This is a genomic window from Streptomyces sp. NPDC056480, from assembly GCF_042795405.1.
Lineage (GTDB): Bacteria > Actinomycetota > Actinomycetes > Streptomycetales > Streptomycetaceae > Streptomyces.
The window spans coordinates 77,249-92,991 of record NZ_JBHTSA010000004.1 but is presented as its reverse complement, the minus strand read 5'-3'; the positions used below and the strand labels follow the sequence as shown (position 1 = coordinate 92,991).

Sequence of the window (15,743 nt, the reverse complement as noted above, 5' to 3'; positions counted from 1 at the left end):
TGCGCCAAGAGCGCCGGGCAGGTGCGGTATGCCGCTCACCGAGACCGAGTGGGGACTCGTCGCCAGCTGGGTGAGAGATCTCCTCCTCGACACTCCCGAACCACGCGAGAAGCTGCTGCGCTCCGGCCTCCCTGCCGACTTCGTCGACGACCTGCCGCTCACCCCGGAGGCCGACCGGAACGCCCATCTGGTGGTCTCGGCCGCCCGCCGGGACATCGCCCACCAGCGCCGGCTGCTCACCGTCCTCACCGGACTCGACGCGCTGGCCGCCATCGACGCCCCGCACGCCTTCGAACAGGGCGCCGAAGCCCGGAACCTCCTCACCCGGCTGCGGGAGGACGAGAGCCTGCGGCGCTCGCCGCGGGACCCCTTCGACAGCCACCTCCTGAAGCACGGTACGGCGGTCTTCCTGAACCGGTCAGAGCTCCGCGAGAAGCTGAGGGGCTTCCTGGCCGACCCGGAGCAGACGGTGCTGATCGTCGACGGTCCCCCCGACAGCGGCCGCTCCTACACGTACGAGTTCATCCGTCACATCGGCCAGCACGAGGACTTCCGGCCGGTACGGGTCACCCTGTCCCGCACGTCGACGGCGGCGGGACTGATGGAGCGCCTGGCGGCCTTCGTCGCGGGGCCGGAGGCCGACGGATTCCCGTTGAACCCCACACGGTTGAACGATCCACTGCCGTGCCTCGAGGACGCCGCGCACCGGATCGTCGCCCGCGCCAGCGCCGCCGAGAGCCGCCTCTGGCTGGTCCTCGACGACTGCGACCGGCTCGACCCGCACTCGGACGTGTGGGACGCCATCGGCGTCCTGGCGCGGGCGATCTACGAGCACACCCCGGTGCGCACCGACAGCGTGCCCCGTCTGGTGCTGCTCGGGTACGCCACGACGATGCGCCAACTCCCGTACGAGATCCGCAGGAACGAGTGCCGTGACACCACGCGCGTCGCCGACGAGGGCGATCTCCGCGCCTTCTTCGAGGAGTTCTTCACCGACTCGGCCTCCCCGGGGCACGAGGACACCGTCCGGGCACTGACGGAGACGGCCGTGGCCGAGGTGCTGCGTGCCGTGAAAGCCCCTTCGAACGGCGACCCTCACATGCGCCGGATGTGTACGGCGGTGGAGGACGTCGTACGACTCCACCGGACGCTTCCCCCATTGTCGCCGCGGTCCAACGGAGCCGCCCACGTCCTGCGCGACGCCCTGCGCGCGAGCCTCGCCGCTCCCGCGGCCACCCTGCCCGATCCGCGCCGCTCCTACCGTGAGGCGGCCTGCCTGCTCCAGGAGTTCGACCCGGCGCTGCTCCGCCTGCCCGGCGAGGAGCGGTCCACCGGGCGGGCCGTCCTGGAACTCGTCGACGACTGCACCGCGCTGCCCTCCCCCCGGGCCACGGTCTGGACGCTCAAGCCCGAGGTCCGCGACGCGGCCCTCGCGGGCCTCGCCGGGCCCGGAGCCGCGCTGGACGTCCTGCGAACCAACATCGGCCTGCGCCCCGGGGGCCCGGGCCCCGAGCGCACCGCCCTCGCTCTCCTCACCGGCGCCGGACCGGTCCTGCCGCCCGCCGACCCGCGCCCCCAGGCACAGGTACAGGCCCCGGCCAGGCAGGACGACGTCGAGGAGCTGTCCCACACCCTTCAGGCCGTGCTCTGGCTGAGCCGGGTGCCCGGCGTGACCGGCCTGCCCCCCGTCGACGAGGTCCAGCACCGGATCGAGACGGCCCGGCTGCTCCAGCCGATGCACCGGCTGATCCGGGGCACCTTCCACGGGCGCACCGCCGAACTCGACTCCCTGCGCGCCTACATCGCGCTGCCCGAGGAGCCGGCCGAGCCACCGGTGCTCCTCCACGGCATCGGCGGCATCGGCAAGAGCACCCTGCTCGCCAAGTTCCTCGTCGACGCCCTGGCCGCCTCGCCCACCGGATTCCCCTTCGCCTACATCGACTTCGCGCGTCCCACGCTCTCCGTCCACGAACCCTCCACCCTGATCGCGGAGATGGCACGGCAGCTGGCGGTCCAGCATCCCGCCCTGCACACCGACTTCGAGGCCCTCGCCGTCGAGTGCGAGCGGACGGCGGCGGCCCATCGCGGGGAGCGCAACGAGCTCGACGAGCTCCACCAGCTGGCCGGCACCCGCGCCACGCTCGCCCGCGACTACTCGGCCGACTTCCACACCCGCGCCAGCGCGCGGGAGCAGGAACTCGCGCGCCGGATCGCGTCCCTGGTCGCCGAGGCCTTCCGGCCGGCACCCGGCGGGACGAGGCCGCCGTTCGTCGTCGTGCTCGACTCCGCCGAGGAGGCCCAGTACCGGGGCTCCCCGCTGATCTCCCGGATGTGGGCCATCTGGGCGGCACTGAGGGCGGGCTACTCCCGCCTCCGGTACGTCGTGTCCGGGCGCGCGCCGTTCGACCATCCGGCCCGGGTGCTCACCCCGCGCACGATGGAGCTCACCGAGCTCGACCACCAGGCCTCCGTGGAGCTCCTCATGTCCTCCGGAGTCGCCGACGAGGCGCTCGCCCAGGACCTCGCGGAGCGGATCGGCGGCCATCCGCTGAGCCTCAAGCTGGCGGCCCGCACGGCGGTCACCGTGGGCAACGACTCCCCCGCGATCGGTGGACTCCTGCGCGGACTCCCCTCCCGGCGACGCTACTTCGACCGTCAGGTCGACCAGATGCTCATCCAGGGCACGCTGTACGACCGCATCCTCAAGCACATCACGGAGGACGACGTCCGGGCCCTCGTCCAGGCGGGACTCGCACTCCGCTTCATCACCCCCGACCTCGTCCAAGAGGTCCTCGCCGGTCCGGCGGGCCTGCAGGTGGAGACCGCCACGGAGGCCCGGCGGCTCTACGGACTGCTCACCTCGCGCGTCGACCTGATGGAGTCGGCCGGCCCCGACGCGATCCGCCACCGGGCCGATCTACGGGCGATCATGCTGCGTCTCTCGGACAGTGCGCGGACCGATCTGATGCGGGCCGTGGACCGCAGCGCCGTCGCGTACTACGAGGTCCGCTGGGGAGCCAGGAACCGCGCCGAGGAGATCTACCACCGGCTCCGGCTCGGCGAGAACCCCCGTACGGTGGAGGAGCGCTGGGATCCGGGCGTCGCCGTCTACCTGGGCGGGTCGACCCACCTGGAGATGCCGCACCGCTCGGCCGCCTTCCTCCTCGGCAGGATCGGCGGCCACGTGCCCGACCAGATCATGGCCGACGCCGACCAGGAGGACTGGGAACGGATCGCCGCGCGCGAGGTCGAGGACCTGCTCACCCAGGGGTACGTGGAGGACGCGGCGCAGCGGCTCGCCGAGCGGCGCCCGTGGACGCCGTGCAGCCGGCTGCACGCGCTGCTCGCCGAGACCCTCGCCCGCTCCGGACGGACGGCGGAGGCGCGCGAGAGCGCCGAGCGGGACGCGGACCGGGCCGAGGAGGCGGGCTGCGCGGAGACCCAGCTCGAACTGCTGCAGCTGTCGGCGCGGCTCGCCCAGGACACCGGCGACTTCGCGGCCGCGGACCGGGACCTCCAGGAGGCCGAGGAGATCGCGGCGGGTCTGGGACTGCGGTTCGAGTCCCTGGGCATCCTCGTCGCCCGGTCGAGGCTCGCCGACCTCGCGGACCTCACGGACGTCGACGCGGTCCCGGCGCGGGAACGGCTCGCCCGGACGCTGCGCGGGATGCCCGACGCCGACCTGGCCCGGCAGCCGTCGCTGGCCCGCACGGCGGCCGCCACGGCCTGCCCGGAGGATCCCCGGCTCCTGGAGCACACCCTGCGGCTGGTGGGGCTTCCGGCGGACGAGGAGGCGGTGGTCACCGAGCTCGCCCGCTGGATCGACACCACCCTCACCGACGAGCCGGGACTGCGTTGGCCGCTGACCCGCATCCTGGAGACGGCCGCCGGAAGGGCCGCCGTGTACCCGGACGACACGACGCGCCTGGACCGCGAGCGGATCGAGTGGGACCTGCGGGAGGCACGGCGGCGCGGCACCCTGGACAGCGTCGCCCGGCAGGCGCTCACGCTGCGGGACGACAGCGGGGCCCTGCTGCTCGGGGTCGCCTCCGCGATGGACGCGGGTCCGCACGTGCGCGCTGCGGGGGCCCGGGCGGCGCCGGGGTCCACGGCCGGGGGCGTACCGCAGGACGGTGCCGGAGACGCCCGCACTCCCGCCGGAACACCGTCGGAGCCCTGGGCGGGCCCGCGCCCCCGTCATGGCGGTACGGGTCTGTGGACCCGCCCGCCGCCGACCGCCGCCGGGGCCGCGGTCCGCAAGGAACCCTTCCTCCGTCAGCAGGAACTCGTCCGGGTCCGCAACGCCGCCATGGAGGCCGGGCTCGCGGACCGGGCCGTCCGGTCGTCCCTCCTCAAGGGCATCCCCGGCTACTTCACGGCCACGCTCGAATCCCTGGAAGACCCCCGGGAACAGATCCACGCCGACCTGAACACGATGAACCAGGTCGAGCGGCTCATCGACGGTCTGGTGCCGCTGGAGATCTGGCTGCACAACGCCATCGAGCAGACCCGTGAACCCGGCCCCCGCGCCGTCCTCCAGGGCGCCCTCGACACCGTCGCCCGCGCGAACACCGGGGAGGCGGAGCTGCCGGCGGAGATGCTGCCCGGGGAGCTGAAGGAGGAGATCGTCCTCCAGGACGACACCGTGCCGTACGAGTTCCTGCACGGCGGGATCCGGGCCGGCGCCTCCGTCGCGCTCCTGCGCATCCCCCCGTACGAGTCGGGCGCGCCGCTGCTGCCGTCCTATCCGCACGGCGGCACGGGGTGGATGATCGCCCCCGACCTGCTGATCACCAACCACCACGTGGTGATGGCCCGTTCGGCCGAGCAGCCGGGCGTCCGTCCGTACGTGAGCGACGAGGACCTGCGTCTCCAGGCGCTCATGTCCCGCTCCCGCTTCGACTTCGTCGAGAACGCGGCGGTCGCCCCGGAGGCCACGGCCGGTGAACTCGCCGCCTGGGACGCGGGCCTGGACTACGCCATCGTCCGGCTCGCCGCCGACCAGGAGCGCCGCCCCACGCTCCGGGTCGCCACCCGGCCGCTGCTCGTCCGCGAGCGGCAGCGCGTCCCGGTCAACATCATCCAGCACCCGGGCGGGCTGCCGAAGCGGGTCGCGCTGCGCAACAACCTGGTCTACCGGGCCGACGATCACGACATCCTGTACTTCACCGACACCCGCGGCGGCTCGTCCGGCTCCCCCGTCTGCCTCGACGACTGGACCGTGGTGGGGCTGCACCGGGGGACGCGGAAGGTGGACGAGGTCGAGTTCCAGGGCGCCAGGACGCGGTTCGTGAACGTCGGCACCCAGATGAGCGGCATCCTCGCCCATCTCCAGGAGTTCACGCCGGAGTTGTACGAGGAGATCATGGCGGCCCAGTCGGGCCGGCCGACTCCGGGACGCACGGCGAGCGCGACGAACGGCACTGAAGGCACGAACGGCAACGGGAAGCCGAGGTGAGTGAACCATGCCGAACGGATCACAGGGCGTGTCGCCGGTCGCGACCGCGACCGAGCAGATCTTCGGGGATCTGCAGGAGGTCGCCGCGCGGGTGCGCGGCCGGCTGGAGGCGGAGATCACCGAGTCCACCTTCGAGCTCCCCGCCGACGTGGCGCCGGCCGCCGAGATCTCCCGCTTCGCCCGCGAGGAGCGGGCGCGCGTCCTGGAGGCCGGGGTCAGCGGTCTCGAGAAGCTGGCCGCGCACCGGGAGGACGAGCTCGACGGCGACGAGTCCTTCGGCGTGGAGGCGATCGTGCTCATGGAGGGGCGCCCGGCGATCCTGGTGCAGCGCCAGGACTTCGCCCCGCAGCACGACGAGTGGGCGGTCCTCGACGGCCAACGGCCCGCGATCCGTGAGTCCCTGGCCCGGGTCGGCCGCGTGGAGGTGTCCGGCCATCCGCGTCTGGACTGGATCGGCACGGCGTTTCTCGTCGGGCCGCGCGCCGTCATGACGAACCGTCACGTGGCGGTGGAGTTCGCCCGGTCGGCGAACGGCGACGGCCGGTGGACCTTCGACCACGGGATGTCGGCGCGGGTCGACCCGGCGGAGGAGCTTCCCCTGGCGGGTGAGCCGCCCGGGGCCTCGGTGCCGTACGAGATCACGGAGATCATCGGCATCCACCCGGACGTCGACATGGCGCTGCTGCGGATCGAACCGTCGGCGGACGGCTCCCTGCCCACTCCGCTCGCGGTCGCGGCGGACGCCCCGGCGAGCGTCCCCGGCCGCCGGGTGTACGTGGTCGGCTATCCCGCCTGGGACGGCCGGCGCAACGAGCCCGAGTCGATGCGCCGGATCTTCATGGACGTCTACAACGTGAAGCGGCTCCAGCCGGGTGCGGCCACCGAGTTCACCCCGGGCGGCCTGGTCCTGAAGCACGACTGCTCGACCCTCGGCGGCAACAGCGGGTCCCCGGTCCTCGACCTCAGCGACCACCGCGTCCTCGGCCTCCACTTCGGCGGCCGCTACGGCACGGGCAACTTCGCCGTCCCGCTCTGGGAGATGGTGGACGACCCGCTGCTGACCGCGGCGGAGGTCAACTGGGTCTAAGAGAGGCCGATCGCCGGGGCCGCGCTAGGACCCGGACCCGGCTGCCACGACGGCGAACACGCCTCGGACGGCGGTTCCGTCGGGGAGCCGCCACTCGGCGGTGACCCCGCCGGCGGCGCCCGGGTCAAGGTCCGTGCCGGCGTCGAGGACCCGCCGTACGCGCAGGGTCAGCGGGGCGGGCGCGCCGGGGGTCCGGACCACCACGTCCGTGTGGTCCGGGCCGTCCGTGACCCGTACGAGCTCCGCATCGGCCGCGGCCGCCGCGCCCTCGACCGTCACCGGCGAGACGGCGACGGTGAGGTCGGGCACGTCGCTCAGGGACTGGGCCTGCGCCTGGGTGCGACCGGCGAGGAGCGCGTACAACTGGCCGGCGAGCACCGGGTCGTGGGCGCCGTCGTAGATCCAGCGCGTGCCGAGGACGCCGTGCTCGGACGTGCCGACCAGGGCGTGCTCGGCGCCGTCCAGCGGCGCTCCGCGGTACGTCAGGGGGACCAGGTACGTGGTGGCTCCGTCGCCCTCGCCGTCGGTCACCGCCATGAACTCGATGCCGACCTCGCCCGCCGGGTCGTCGAGCCGGAATCCGCCGGCGCGCTCCGGTCGCGCCTCACCTCCGGCGTACCACTCCCGGGTGGGGAGCCACTCGGTGAGCAGTTCCAGTTTGGTGGGCTGCATGGTGGTCTTGTGGACGACGGCCATCGTGCGGGTCTCCCTCTCGTTCGCGGGTCCGGCCCACCTCCTCCGTGGCCCGGCCATCGGCAACGTAACAGACCGTGCCGCGGAGCCGCCGTGCGAGGCCGGGCACCCCGGCCTAGCCTGGGAGTGGAGTGTTGTCCCCGGCCGGCAGGAGGCCCGCCGTGAGGTGTTCACGCACATGCCGCAGGCGCGTCTGCGCGGGCATCGCGGCTCTCGGAATCTTCGCGGCACCGCTGGGCGCGGGCACCGCCCTCGCCCAGGATCCACCCGTCCCCGGTCCCTACGCGGCGGCCCAACCACCGGTTTCCGGAACCTACTCGGTCCCCGCGGCACCCTCGGCGCAGGACGACTTCCCCGAACTCACCCCGGCGGTCACCGAACGTCTGGACAAGGCGATCCAGGACGTCATGAAGGAGGCCGGCGTCCCCGGTGTCACGGTCGGCCTCTCGGCGCCCGGCAAGGGCACCTACATCCGCTCCTTCGGCGTCGCCGACAAGGACACCGGGCAGCCGATGCGGCCCGACCTGTACATGCGGATCGGCAGCGAGACCAAGACGTTCACGGTGACCGCCCTGCTCCAACTCGCCGACCAGGGAAAGCTGAACATCGACGACCCGATCTCGAAGTACGTCGACGGCGTGCCGAACGGTGACAAAATCACTCTGCGCAACCTCGCTTCCATGCGCAGCGGGCTCTTCAACTACTCGGCGGACGAGGGCTTCTACAAGGCGTTCACCTCGAACCCGGATCGGCCGTTCACCCCGCAGGAGTTGCTGGACTTCGCGTTCAAGCACCCGATCCAGTTCCAGCCCGGGGCCGAGTTCGACTACTGCAACACCAATCTGATCCTGCTCGGACTCGTAGTGGAGAAGGTCGGCGGCACGCCGCTGCACGAGTTCATCCAGAAGAACGTGCTCGACCCGGCGGGCCTGGACCACACCGTCTTCCCGACCGACGCCGCGTTCCCGGACCCGCACGCCCACGGCTACACCATCCAGACCGCCTCGGGCCAGGTCGAGGACGCCACGAACTGGAACCCCTCCTGGGCCTGGGCGGCCGGCGCGATGATCTCGAACCTCCAGGACCTGCGCACCTGGGCCCGGGTGGTCGCCACCGGCACGCTGCTCACGCCGGAGACCCAGGCGGAGCGCCTCAAGGTCTATCCGACGGCCATCCCCGGTGCCGGATACGGGCTCGGCATCTTCAACATCCAGGGCTGGATCGGCCACAACGGCTCCCTGCCCGGGTACGAGTCGCTGACGATCTACCTGCCGGAGGCGCGGGCCACCCTCGTCGTCCTCCTCAACACGGACATGCTGCACGACGGCAACGAACCCAGCACCCTCTTCGGCCAGGCGATCACCCGCATCGTGACCCCGGACCACGTCTTCGACATCCCGGTCACGCCGGCGGCCCCGAGCAGCCCGAGCCCCAGCAAGAGCTGACCACCCGCGACACATCATCGTGCCGCCGCACCACGGGAGCAGGAATGACCGGTGGACCCGAGCCCATCAGCACCGTCGCCCGCGAGGCACTGGAGCGGGAGCTCGACGACCTCCGCACCGAACGCGCGGCCGTCGCCGTCACGCTCGAGGGCGGAGGCGGCGACCAGACGGGCGACCGGGCCGACCAGGCCGACGAACTGGAGCGCGCCACCGAACTCGACCGCCTCGACCGCCGCATCGACGGCATCGAAGGACGGCTGCGCGAGGCGGACGCCGCGGGTGCGCCGCCCACCGACGCGGTCGGCGTGGGCAGCACCGTGACCGTGCGGTTCGAGGACGGCACGGAGTCGACCGTGCAGATCGGCGAGGTCGCCGCCGTACTCGACCGGACGATGGTCACCGCCGACAGCCCGCTCGGCGGCGCGCTGCTCGGCCGTCGCGCGGGCGACACCGTCAGGTACGTGACCCCCGAGGGGCCGGCCACGGCGGTCGTCCTGTCCCTCGGCGGCTAGCCGGCCGGCCGGCCTGCCACGAGGCCCGCGCCCCGAGGTGGCGCAGCGCCGACGCCGCCGCTCCCGCGCCGCACATGCCGTGGGCGCCGGGACCGGGCGGGGTGGCGGCCGAGCAGAGGAACACGCCGGGCAGTCCGGTGGCGTACGGGTCGAGCGCGGGACGTGCGCCGAGGAGGAGCTGGGGGACGGTCTTGGCTCCGGTGAGGATGTCGCCGCCGGCGAAGTTGGGGTTGGCGGCGGCGAAGTCGGCGGGGCGGGTGAGGTGTTGCCCGACGACGCGTTCACGGACGCCGGGCGCGAAGCGTTCGAGCTGTCGCAGGACCGACTCCGTCGCGTCGCCGTCGTAGCCGTACGGGACATGGGCGTACGTCCACACGGGGTGGACGTCGCCGACGGACCGGGAGGGGTCGGCGAGGTACTGCTGGCCGACGAGCACGAAGGGCCGCTCCGGCATCCGACCTTCCGTCACCTCCTTCTCGGTGAAGGCCACTTCGGCGAGCGGACCGCCGAGGTGCACGGTGCCGGCGCGCCGGGCCCGTTCGTCCGTCCAGGGCACCCCGCCCTCGACGGCGAGGTCGACCTTGAAGGCGCCGGGGCCGCGCCTGAAGCGCCGGTACGCGGCCGCCACCCGGGCCGGCAGCCGGTCGCCGTAGAGGCGGACGACCTGGCCGGGGTCCAGGTCGAGGAGGGTCACGTCGGCGGGCGGGAGCTGCCCGCGGTCGGTGATCCGTACGCCGGTGCGGATCACACCGCCGTGCTCGGCGAGGACGGCGGCCATGCCGCGCGTGATGGCGTGCGAGCCGCCCTCGGCGACGGCCCAGCCGGCGGCGTGTCCCGCGGTGAGGATGCCGAGCCCGATGGCCGAGCTGAACGGGTCGGAGAGCGGGCGGAACGAGTGGGCCGCGATTCCGGCCCACAGCGCCCGGGCCTGCGGCGTGCGGAAGAGCCGGGCGAGGGCGGCGGCGGGCAGGACGGTCGGCAGCCCGAAGCGGGCGAGCGGCAGCGGATGCGCCGGGATCCGGAGCAGCGGGCCCATCACGTCGTCGGCGAGCGCGTCCCACCGTCGCACGGAAGGCTCCACCAGGGCCCGGTAGCGGGCGCCGTCGACGCCGAGCCCGGCGGCGGTCTCCGCCACGGACCGGAGCAGGACCCCGGCCGTGCCGTCGTCGAGGGGGTGGACGCAGTCGATCTCGGGGAGCCGCCAGCGCAGCCCGTGGCGCTCCAGGCCGAGCGAGCGGAGGGCGGGCGAGGTGACGGCCATCGGATGGATGGCGGAGCAGTGGTCGTGGAGCAGACCGGGCAGGATCGCCTCGAAGCTGCGGGTGCCGCCGCCGATCTCCTCGGCGGCCTCCAGGACGGTGACCTCCAGGCCTTCGCGCGCGAGCAGGGCGGCGGCGGCGAGCCCGTTGGGCCCGGCGCCGACGACGACGGCCGTGGTCATGACGTGGTCTCCAGGGGGCGGAGTCTCCGTGCGGAACTGCCTCAGCCCGTGACGATGCCCGTGACGAGGTTGATGGTGGTGGCCAGGATACTCGCGCCGAAGACGTACGAGAGCAGGCAGTGACGGAGCGCGATCGCGCGGATCGTCGTGCTGGAGACATCGGTGTCGGAGACCTGGTAGGTCATGCCGAGGTTGTAGCTGAAGTAGAGGAAGTCGCTGTAGCGGGGCGGTTCACGGGAGTTGAAGTCGATGCCGCCGCCGGGCTTCAGGTAGTACACGTACGCGTACCGGGTGGCGTACATCAGGTGCAGCGCCGCCCACGACATGAACACCCCGGCGAACGCGGTCGCCGCGGCGGCGTGGCTCAGGTCGGACCTGCCGACCAGGAGCAGGACGACGATGCCGACGAGTCCGGCCACCGCCGTTCCGACGACGGCGAGTTCCTCGACGACGGGCCGGAACTCCTCGCGGCGTACGTTGCGATGGGTGGTGGCGGCGTCCATCGGCCACAGCGTGACCCACCCGGCGACGACGAAGAGGGTCTCCCCGACGGCGATCGCGGAGAGGACGCCCAGCGGCGCGTGGGTGGTGGCGCCGACGACGGCGCCGACCGCCGCCGCGACCAGCGCCGAGACGGCGAGCCGGGGCACGGCGGAGAGCGGCAGCGGACTCTTCATGGCGTCGGGCCTCCCGGCTCTCGATCCGCCGGACAGGCCCTAGGGGGCCTCCAGGACGACCACGGCCTCGTCCGTGTACGTGCGGAAGGTCAGCGTCTCCTGGAAGTACAGCTGCACGCTGTCGGCGTCGTGGCCCGTGTAGCCGATCGCCAGGTCCTGGCCGAGGATCAGCTCGAAGTCGCCGCCCCGGGTGGACAGGACGAAGCCGCCGCTGAGGGCGGGGGCCCAGATCGGCGAGCCGTCGAGCATCCGGCCGAGGTGGGCCGCGATCGGGTAGCCGTGGTCGGAGGTCTCGCTGACCGCCCGGTACTCGTCGGCGCCGAGGAGCAGCGCGTAGGGGCCGTCGACGCCGGCGAGGCGCAGGGCGGTCAGGGCGCGGCTGACGGCGTCGGGGTAGTCGCTCGGTTCGGTGGGGAGCTGGACGACCGGGTTGGACGACCGGGCGCGCAGGCCGTCGACACCGGCCGCCCCGTACCCGTCGAAGATCGTGCGGTCCTCGACGAACGCCATGGCGCGCGCCGCGTCCTTGACGGGCTGCCAGTCGGAGTCCTTCGAGCCGCGCTCGACGTCGTCGACGGCGGCCCGGTCGACGGTGAAGGGCACCCGGAGTTCGAACAGCGGCTTGGCCTCGCGCAGCCGCGCGGTGACGCCGGGGGCGGGCGAGCCCAGGTCGCCGAGGTGCCCGGTGCCGACGGCGGCGAGGCCCGGACCTCCGGGGTCGGGGACGTCGACGACGCGGCGGCCCGCGACGTTGCGGCGGAAGGTGCGGCGGGCCTCCTCCTCGATCTCGGCCCAGGCCGCCGGGGTGATCGGGGCGAGTTCGCGGTGCAGGTTGTTCGTGTCGGGGCCGAGGTACGGGGCGCTCGTGGGGCCGGGGGTCGTGGCGTCGGGGGTCGTCATGGGGAGTCAGGCTCCTTTCAGGCCGCCGATGCCCAGGGAGTCTCCCTGGCGGACGGCGGCGTCCGGCGGCGCGGCGGGCAGGTCGTCGAGGAGGTCGGCGCTCGGCACGAAGAAGAGGCCGCCGGTCAGGGCACGGGAGAAGTCGAGGATGCGATCGGTGTTGCCCGGGGGATCGCCGAGGAACATGTTGCGCAGCATGAGCTCGGTGACGGCGGGTGTGCGTGCGTAGCCGATGAAGTACGTGCCGAACTCGCCGCCGCCGATCCGGCCGAACGGCATGTTCGCGCGGAAGATCTGCCGGGTGACGCCGTCCTCGTCGACGACGGTGTTCAGCGCGACGTGCGAGTTCGGCGGTTTGACGTCATCGGGCATCTCCACGTTGGACGCCTTGCCGCGTCCGATGACGTGCTCCTGCTGCTCGACGGTGAGCGCGTCCCAGGCGGGCATCTCGTGCAGGTACTTCTGCACGATGACGTAGCTGCCGCCGCGGAAGTCGGGGTCCTCGTCGCCGATGTGGACCGCCGCGGCGGCCACCCGGCCGCCCGGGTTCTCGCTGCCGTCGACGAAGCCGAGGAGGTCGCGCTCGTCGAAGTACGCGAAGCCGTGCACCTCGTCGACGACGGTCACGGCGCCGCCCAGGCTCTCCACGATCAGCCGGGCGAGTTCGAAGCAGAGGTCCATGCGCCGTGCACGCACATGGAACAGCAGGTCGCCCGGGGTGGCCGGGGCCCGGTGGCGGGGGCCCGTGAGGGCCGGGAAGGGGTGGAGTTCACGGGGGCGCGGACCGCCGACGAGCCGGTCCCAGCCCTCGGAGCCGATCCCCGCGACGCAGGTGAGGTCGGAATCGGGATACCGGAAGGACACCGACCGGACCAGCCCCGACAGGTCCTGGAGCGCCTCCCGCACCGTGTCCTCGCCGCCGGGGTTGACGGTGGCCACGAGGAAGACGGCCGCCCGGGAGGGCGGGGCGACGACGGGTTGTACGACGACCATGGGACTCCCGCCGAGAGACAATGTGGCAAAAGATTACAAAAAGGACAGCGCCAGCGTAGGCGCCCATGATCCGGTACGCAGCCCGTGCGGCCCGCCTGGGCCGAGTGGCACCCGGGAACCGGCGGGCATAGCCTGCCCGAAGGGGTGACTTCTGCCCCGTCATGCCCCGAATCTCCGCAGGTGAAAGGGTGAACGGCCGTGAGCACCGACCAGGACGCGCAGGAACCTCCGGCGCCCGGCGCCCCGGAGCCCGTGGAGGCCCGGGTGGGGCCCACCCCCGAGGGCGACCCGGAATTCCACCCCTACCACCACCCCGCGGCGGGCTGGGGCGCGGCCAAGAGCGTGACCGGCTTCCTCGTCCGCGAGGGAGCCCTCGTCGACGGCCCGCGCGCGATCATGCGGATGAACCACGAGAACACCGGCTTCGACTGCCCCGGCTGCGCATGGCCCGACGACACCAAGGGCCTGCACCTGGACATCTGCGAGAACGGCATCAAGCACGTCACCTGGGAGATGACCCGCAAGCGCGTCGGCAGCGAGTTCTTCGCCGCGCACTCGGTGTCCGAGCTCGCCGAGTGGAGCGACTACGACCTCGAGAACGAGGGCCGGCTGACCGAGCCGATGGTCTACGACCCGGAGTCGGACCATTACGTCCCGATCACCTGGAAGGACGCGTTCGAGGTGGTCGGCCGTGCCCTGCGCGGCCTCGACACCCCCCACCAGGCGTCCTTCTACACCTCGGGACGGCTCGGCAACGAGGCGACCTTCCTCTACCAGCTGATGGCCCGCGAGCTGGGCACCAACAACCTGCCCGACTGCTCCAACATGTGCCACGAGGCCAGCGGCCGCGCCCTCCAGGCCTCCCTGGGTACGGGCAAGGGCACCGTCGACCTCAAGGACTGGGAGACCGCCGACGCGCTGTTCATCTTCGGGGTGAACGCCGCGTCGAACGCGCCCCGGATGCTCACCGCGCTCGCCGAGGCACACCACCGCGGCGCGCAGATCGTCCACGTCAACCCGCTCGTCGAGGCCGCCGCCACCCGGACCATCGTGCCGCACGACTTCACGGACATGGCCCTCTTCAAGACCACGAAGACCAGCACCCTGAACCTCCAGCCGCGCATCGGCGGCGACATGGCGCTGATCCGCGGCATGGCCAAGGCGGTCCTGGAGCAGTCGGGTACCGACCCCAAGGCCCTCGACCAGGAGTTCATCGACCGCCACACGAGCGGCTTCGAGGAGTACCGCGCGCTGTGCGAGGCCACACCGTGGGAGGAGATCGAGCGGCAGTCCGGACTCAGCCGCGCCGACATCCTCAAGGCCGCGCGGGTGTACGGCGAGGCGGACCGCTCCATCGTCAGCTGGTGTCTGGGCCTCACCCAGCACGAGCACGGCGTCGACACCGTGCGCGAGATCGTCAACCTGCTGCTGCTCCGCGGCAACCTGGGGCGCGAGGGCGCCGGCCCCTCCCCCGTACGCGGACACAGCAACGTCCAGGGCAACCGCACCTGCGGCATCGACCACCGCCCCAGCGAGGCGTTCCTCGACCGTCTCGCCGAGGTCTGCGAGATCGATCCGCCGCGCGAGCACGGCATGGACACCGTCCGCACCATCGAGGCGATGCGGCGCGGCGAGATCAAGGTCTTCGTCGGCATGGGCGGCAACTTCGCGCTCGCCGCCCCCGACACCCCGCTCACCTACGCGGCGCTGCGCACCTGCGACCTCACCGTCCAGGTGAGCACCAAGCTGAACCGCAGTCACATCGTCCACGGCAGGCAGGCACTGATCCTGCCCTGCCTCGGCCGCACCGAGAAGGACCACCAGCGCAGGGGCGTCCAGAGCACCTCCGTCGAGGACTCGATGAGCATGGTCCACCTGTCGATCGGCATGAAGCGCCCGGCCTCCCCGCACCTGCTGTCCGAACCGGCGATCGTCGCCGGCATGGCCCGGGCGGCGCTGCCCGACAGCGCGACGCCCTGGGAGTGGTACATCGAGGACTACGACCGCATCCGGGACACCATGGCCAAGGCCCTCGACGGCTTCGAGGACTTCAACCGGCGGGTACGCCTCCCGCTCGGCTTCCGCATCAAGCAGCCCGCCCGCGAGCTGGTCTTCCTCACCCCGTCCGGGCGCGCCGAGTTCTCCAGCGCCCCGCTGCCCGACGTCGTGCCCGAGCCGGGGACCCTGGCACTCGGCACCATGCGGTCCCACGACCAGTGGAACACCACCATCTACTCCGACAACGACCGCTACCGCGGCATCAAGAACCTGCGCACCCTGGTCTTCATGAACCGGGCCGACATGAGGGAACGCGGGATCGCCGACATGGGGCCGGTCGACATCACGAGCACCGCGAAGGACGGCAGCCAACGGTCCGTCAGCGGCTACCTGGCGGTGCCGTACGACATCCCCCGGGGCTGCGCCGCCGGCTACATGCCCGAGATGAACGTGCTGTGCGCGCTGGTCGACTACAGCACCCAGAGCGACCAGCCGATCATGAAGCACGTCAAGGTGACCATCGTGCCCACCGGTTGACC

At 72.6% G+C, this 15,743-nt stretch carries 10 protein-coding genes; 5 read left to right on the top strand and 5 right to left on the bottom strand.

The genetic code is table 11. From position 1 onward, the window contains the following. Nucleotides 1-28: 28 nt before the first annotated feature. Nucleotides 29-5,458: a trypsin-like peptidase domain-containing protein gene (locus tag ACFQ79_RS03645; RefSeq protein WP_383579177.1), complete on the top strand. Its 5,430-nt coding sequence runs from the start codon at nucleotides 29-31 to the stop codon at nucleotides 5,456-5,458. Nucleotides 5,459-5,465: 7 nt separating this feature from the next. After that, entirely contained in the window at nucleotides 5,466-6,545 is a 1,080-nt protein-coding gene (locus tag ACFQ79_RS03640) for a trypsin-like serine peptidase (protein WP_383579176.1), read from the top strand. A 24-nt stretch (nucleotides 6,546-6,569) separates the two neighbouring features. On the opposite strand, the gene ACFQ79_RS03635 is transcribed toward ACFQ79_RS03640, so the two are convergent. Then, entirely contained in the window at nucleotides 6,570-7,241 is a 672-nt protein-coding gene (locus tag ACFQ79_RS03635) for a 1,4-alpha-glucan branching protein (protein WP_383579175.1), read from the bottom strand. Nucleotides 7,242-7,399: 158 nt separating this feature from the next. On the opposite strand from ACFQ79_RS03635, the gene ACFQ79_RS03630 reads away from it, so the two are divergent. Together ACFQ79_RS03630 and ACFQ79_RS03625 are read left to right on the top strand one after the other, a co-directional pair. After that, complete coding sequence (locus ACFQ79_RS03630; protein WP_383579174.1) at nucleotides 7,400-8,683, top strand: serine hydrolase domain-containing protein; 1,284 nt, start codon at nucleotides 7,400-7,402, stop codon at nucleotides 8,681-8,683. Nucleotides 8,684-8,727: 44 nt separating this feature from the next. Then, a complete protein-coding gene (locus ACFQ79_RS03625) occupies nucleotides 8,728-9,195 on the top strand; it encodes a GreA/GreB family elongation factor (RefSeq protein WP_383579173.1) in 468 nt (155 codons plus the stop codon). Here ACFQ79_RS03625 and ACFQ79_RS03620 read toward each other — a convergent pair. From ACFQ79_RS03620 to ACFQ79_RS03605, 4 genes are read right to left on the bottom strand one after another with little or no spacing between them, the layout of a single operon-like run. Continuing rightward, nucleotides 9,137-10,636: a phytoene desaturase family protein gene (locus ACFQ79_RS03620; protein WP_383579172.1), complete on the bottom strand. Its 1,500-nt coding sequence runs from the start codon at nucleotides 10,634-10,636 to the stop codon at nucleotides 9,137-9,139. The two genes, ACFQ79_RS03625 and ACFQ79_RS03620, sit on opposite strands and share 59 nt — an antisense overlap. A 41-nt stretch (nucleotides 10,637-10,677) precedes the next feature. Further along, nucleotides 10,678-11,313, bottom strand: a complete 636-nt coding sequence (locus ACFQ79_RS03615; RefSeq protein WP_383579171.1) for a DUF1345 domain-containing protein — start codon at nucleotides 11,311-11,313, stop codon at nucleotides 10,678-10,680. Nucleotides 11,314-11,352: 39 nt separating this feature from the next. Beyond that, nucleotides 11,353-12,213, bottom strand: coding sequence for a family 1 encapsulin nanocompartment shell protein (locus ACFQ79_RS03610; RefSeq protein ID WP_383579170.1), 861 nt, complete (start codon nucleotides 12,211-12,213; stop codon nucleotides 11,353-11,355). A 6-nt stretch (nucleotides 12,214-12,219) separates the two neighbouring features. Continuing rightward, nucleotides 12,220-13,206 carry a Dyp-type peroxidase gene (locus tag ACFQ79_RS03605; protein ID WP_383579169.1) on the bottom strand — a complete coding sequence of 329 codons (987 nt, stop codon included), beginning with the start codon at nucleotides 13,204-13,206 and terminating at the stop codon, nucleotides 12,220-12,222. A 252-nt stretch (nucleotides 13,207-13,458) separates the two neighbouring features. Here ACFQ79_RS03605 and ACFQ79_RS03600 point away from each other — a divergent pair, with 252 nt between their 5' ends. Beyond that, on the top strand, nucleotides 13,459-15,741 hold the full coding sequence (locus tag ACFQ79_RS03600; protein ID WP_383579256.1) for an FdhF/YdeP family oxidoreductase: 2,283 nt from the start codon (nucleotides 13,459-13,461) through the stop codon (nucleotides 15,739-15,741). Nucleotides 15,742-15,743 lie beyond the last annotated feature (2 nt).

Bases quoted from the DNA above. Each gene is read 5' to 3' on its own strand.
- ACFQ79_RS03625 (WP_383579173.1), top strand. From the start codon at position 8,728: ATGACCGGTGGACCCGAGCCCATCAGCACCGTCGCCCGCGAGGCACTG.
- ACFQ79_RS03605 (WP_383579169.1), bottom strand. From the start codon at position 13,206: ATGGTCGTCGTACAACCCGTCGTCGCCCCGCCCTCCCGGGCGGCCGTC.
- ACFQ79_RS03645 (WP_383579177.1), top strand. From the start codon at position 29: ATGCCGCTCACCGAGACCGAGTGGGGACTCGTCGCCAGCTGGGTGAGA.
- ACFQ79_RS03610 (WP_383579170.1), bottom strand. From the start codon at position 12,213: ATGACGACCCCCGACGCCACGACCCCCGGCCCCACGAGCGCCCCGTAC.
- ACFQ79_RS03615 (WP_383579171.1), bottom strand. From the start codon at position 11,313: ATGAAGAGTCCGCTGCCGCTCTCCGCCGTGCCCCGGCTCGCCGTCTCG.
- ACFQ79_RS03620 (WP_383579172.1), bottom strand. From the start codon at position 10,636: ATGACCACGGCCGTCGTCGTCGGCGCCGGGCCCAACGGGCTCGCCGCC.
- ACFQ79_RS03640 (WP_383579176.1), top strand. From the start codon at position 5,466: ATGCCGAACGGATCACAGGGCGTGTCGCCGGTCGCGACCGCGACCGAG.
- ACFQ79_RS03635 (WP_383579175.1), bottom strand. From the start codon at position 7,241: ATGGCCGTCGTCCACAAGACCACCATGCAGCCCACCAAACTGGAACTG.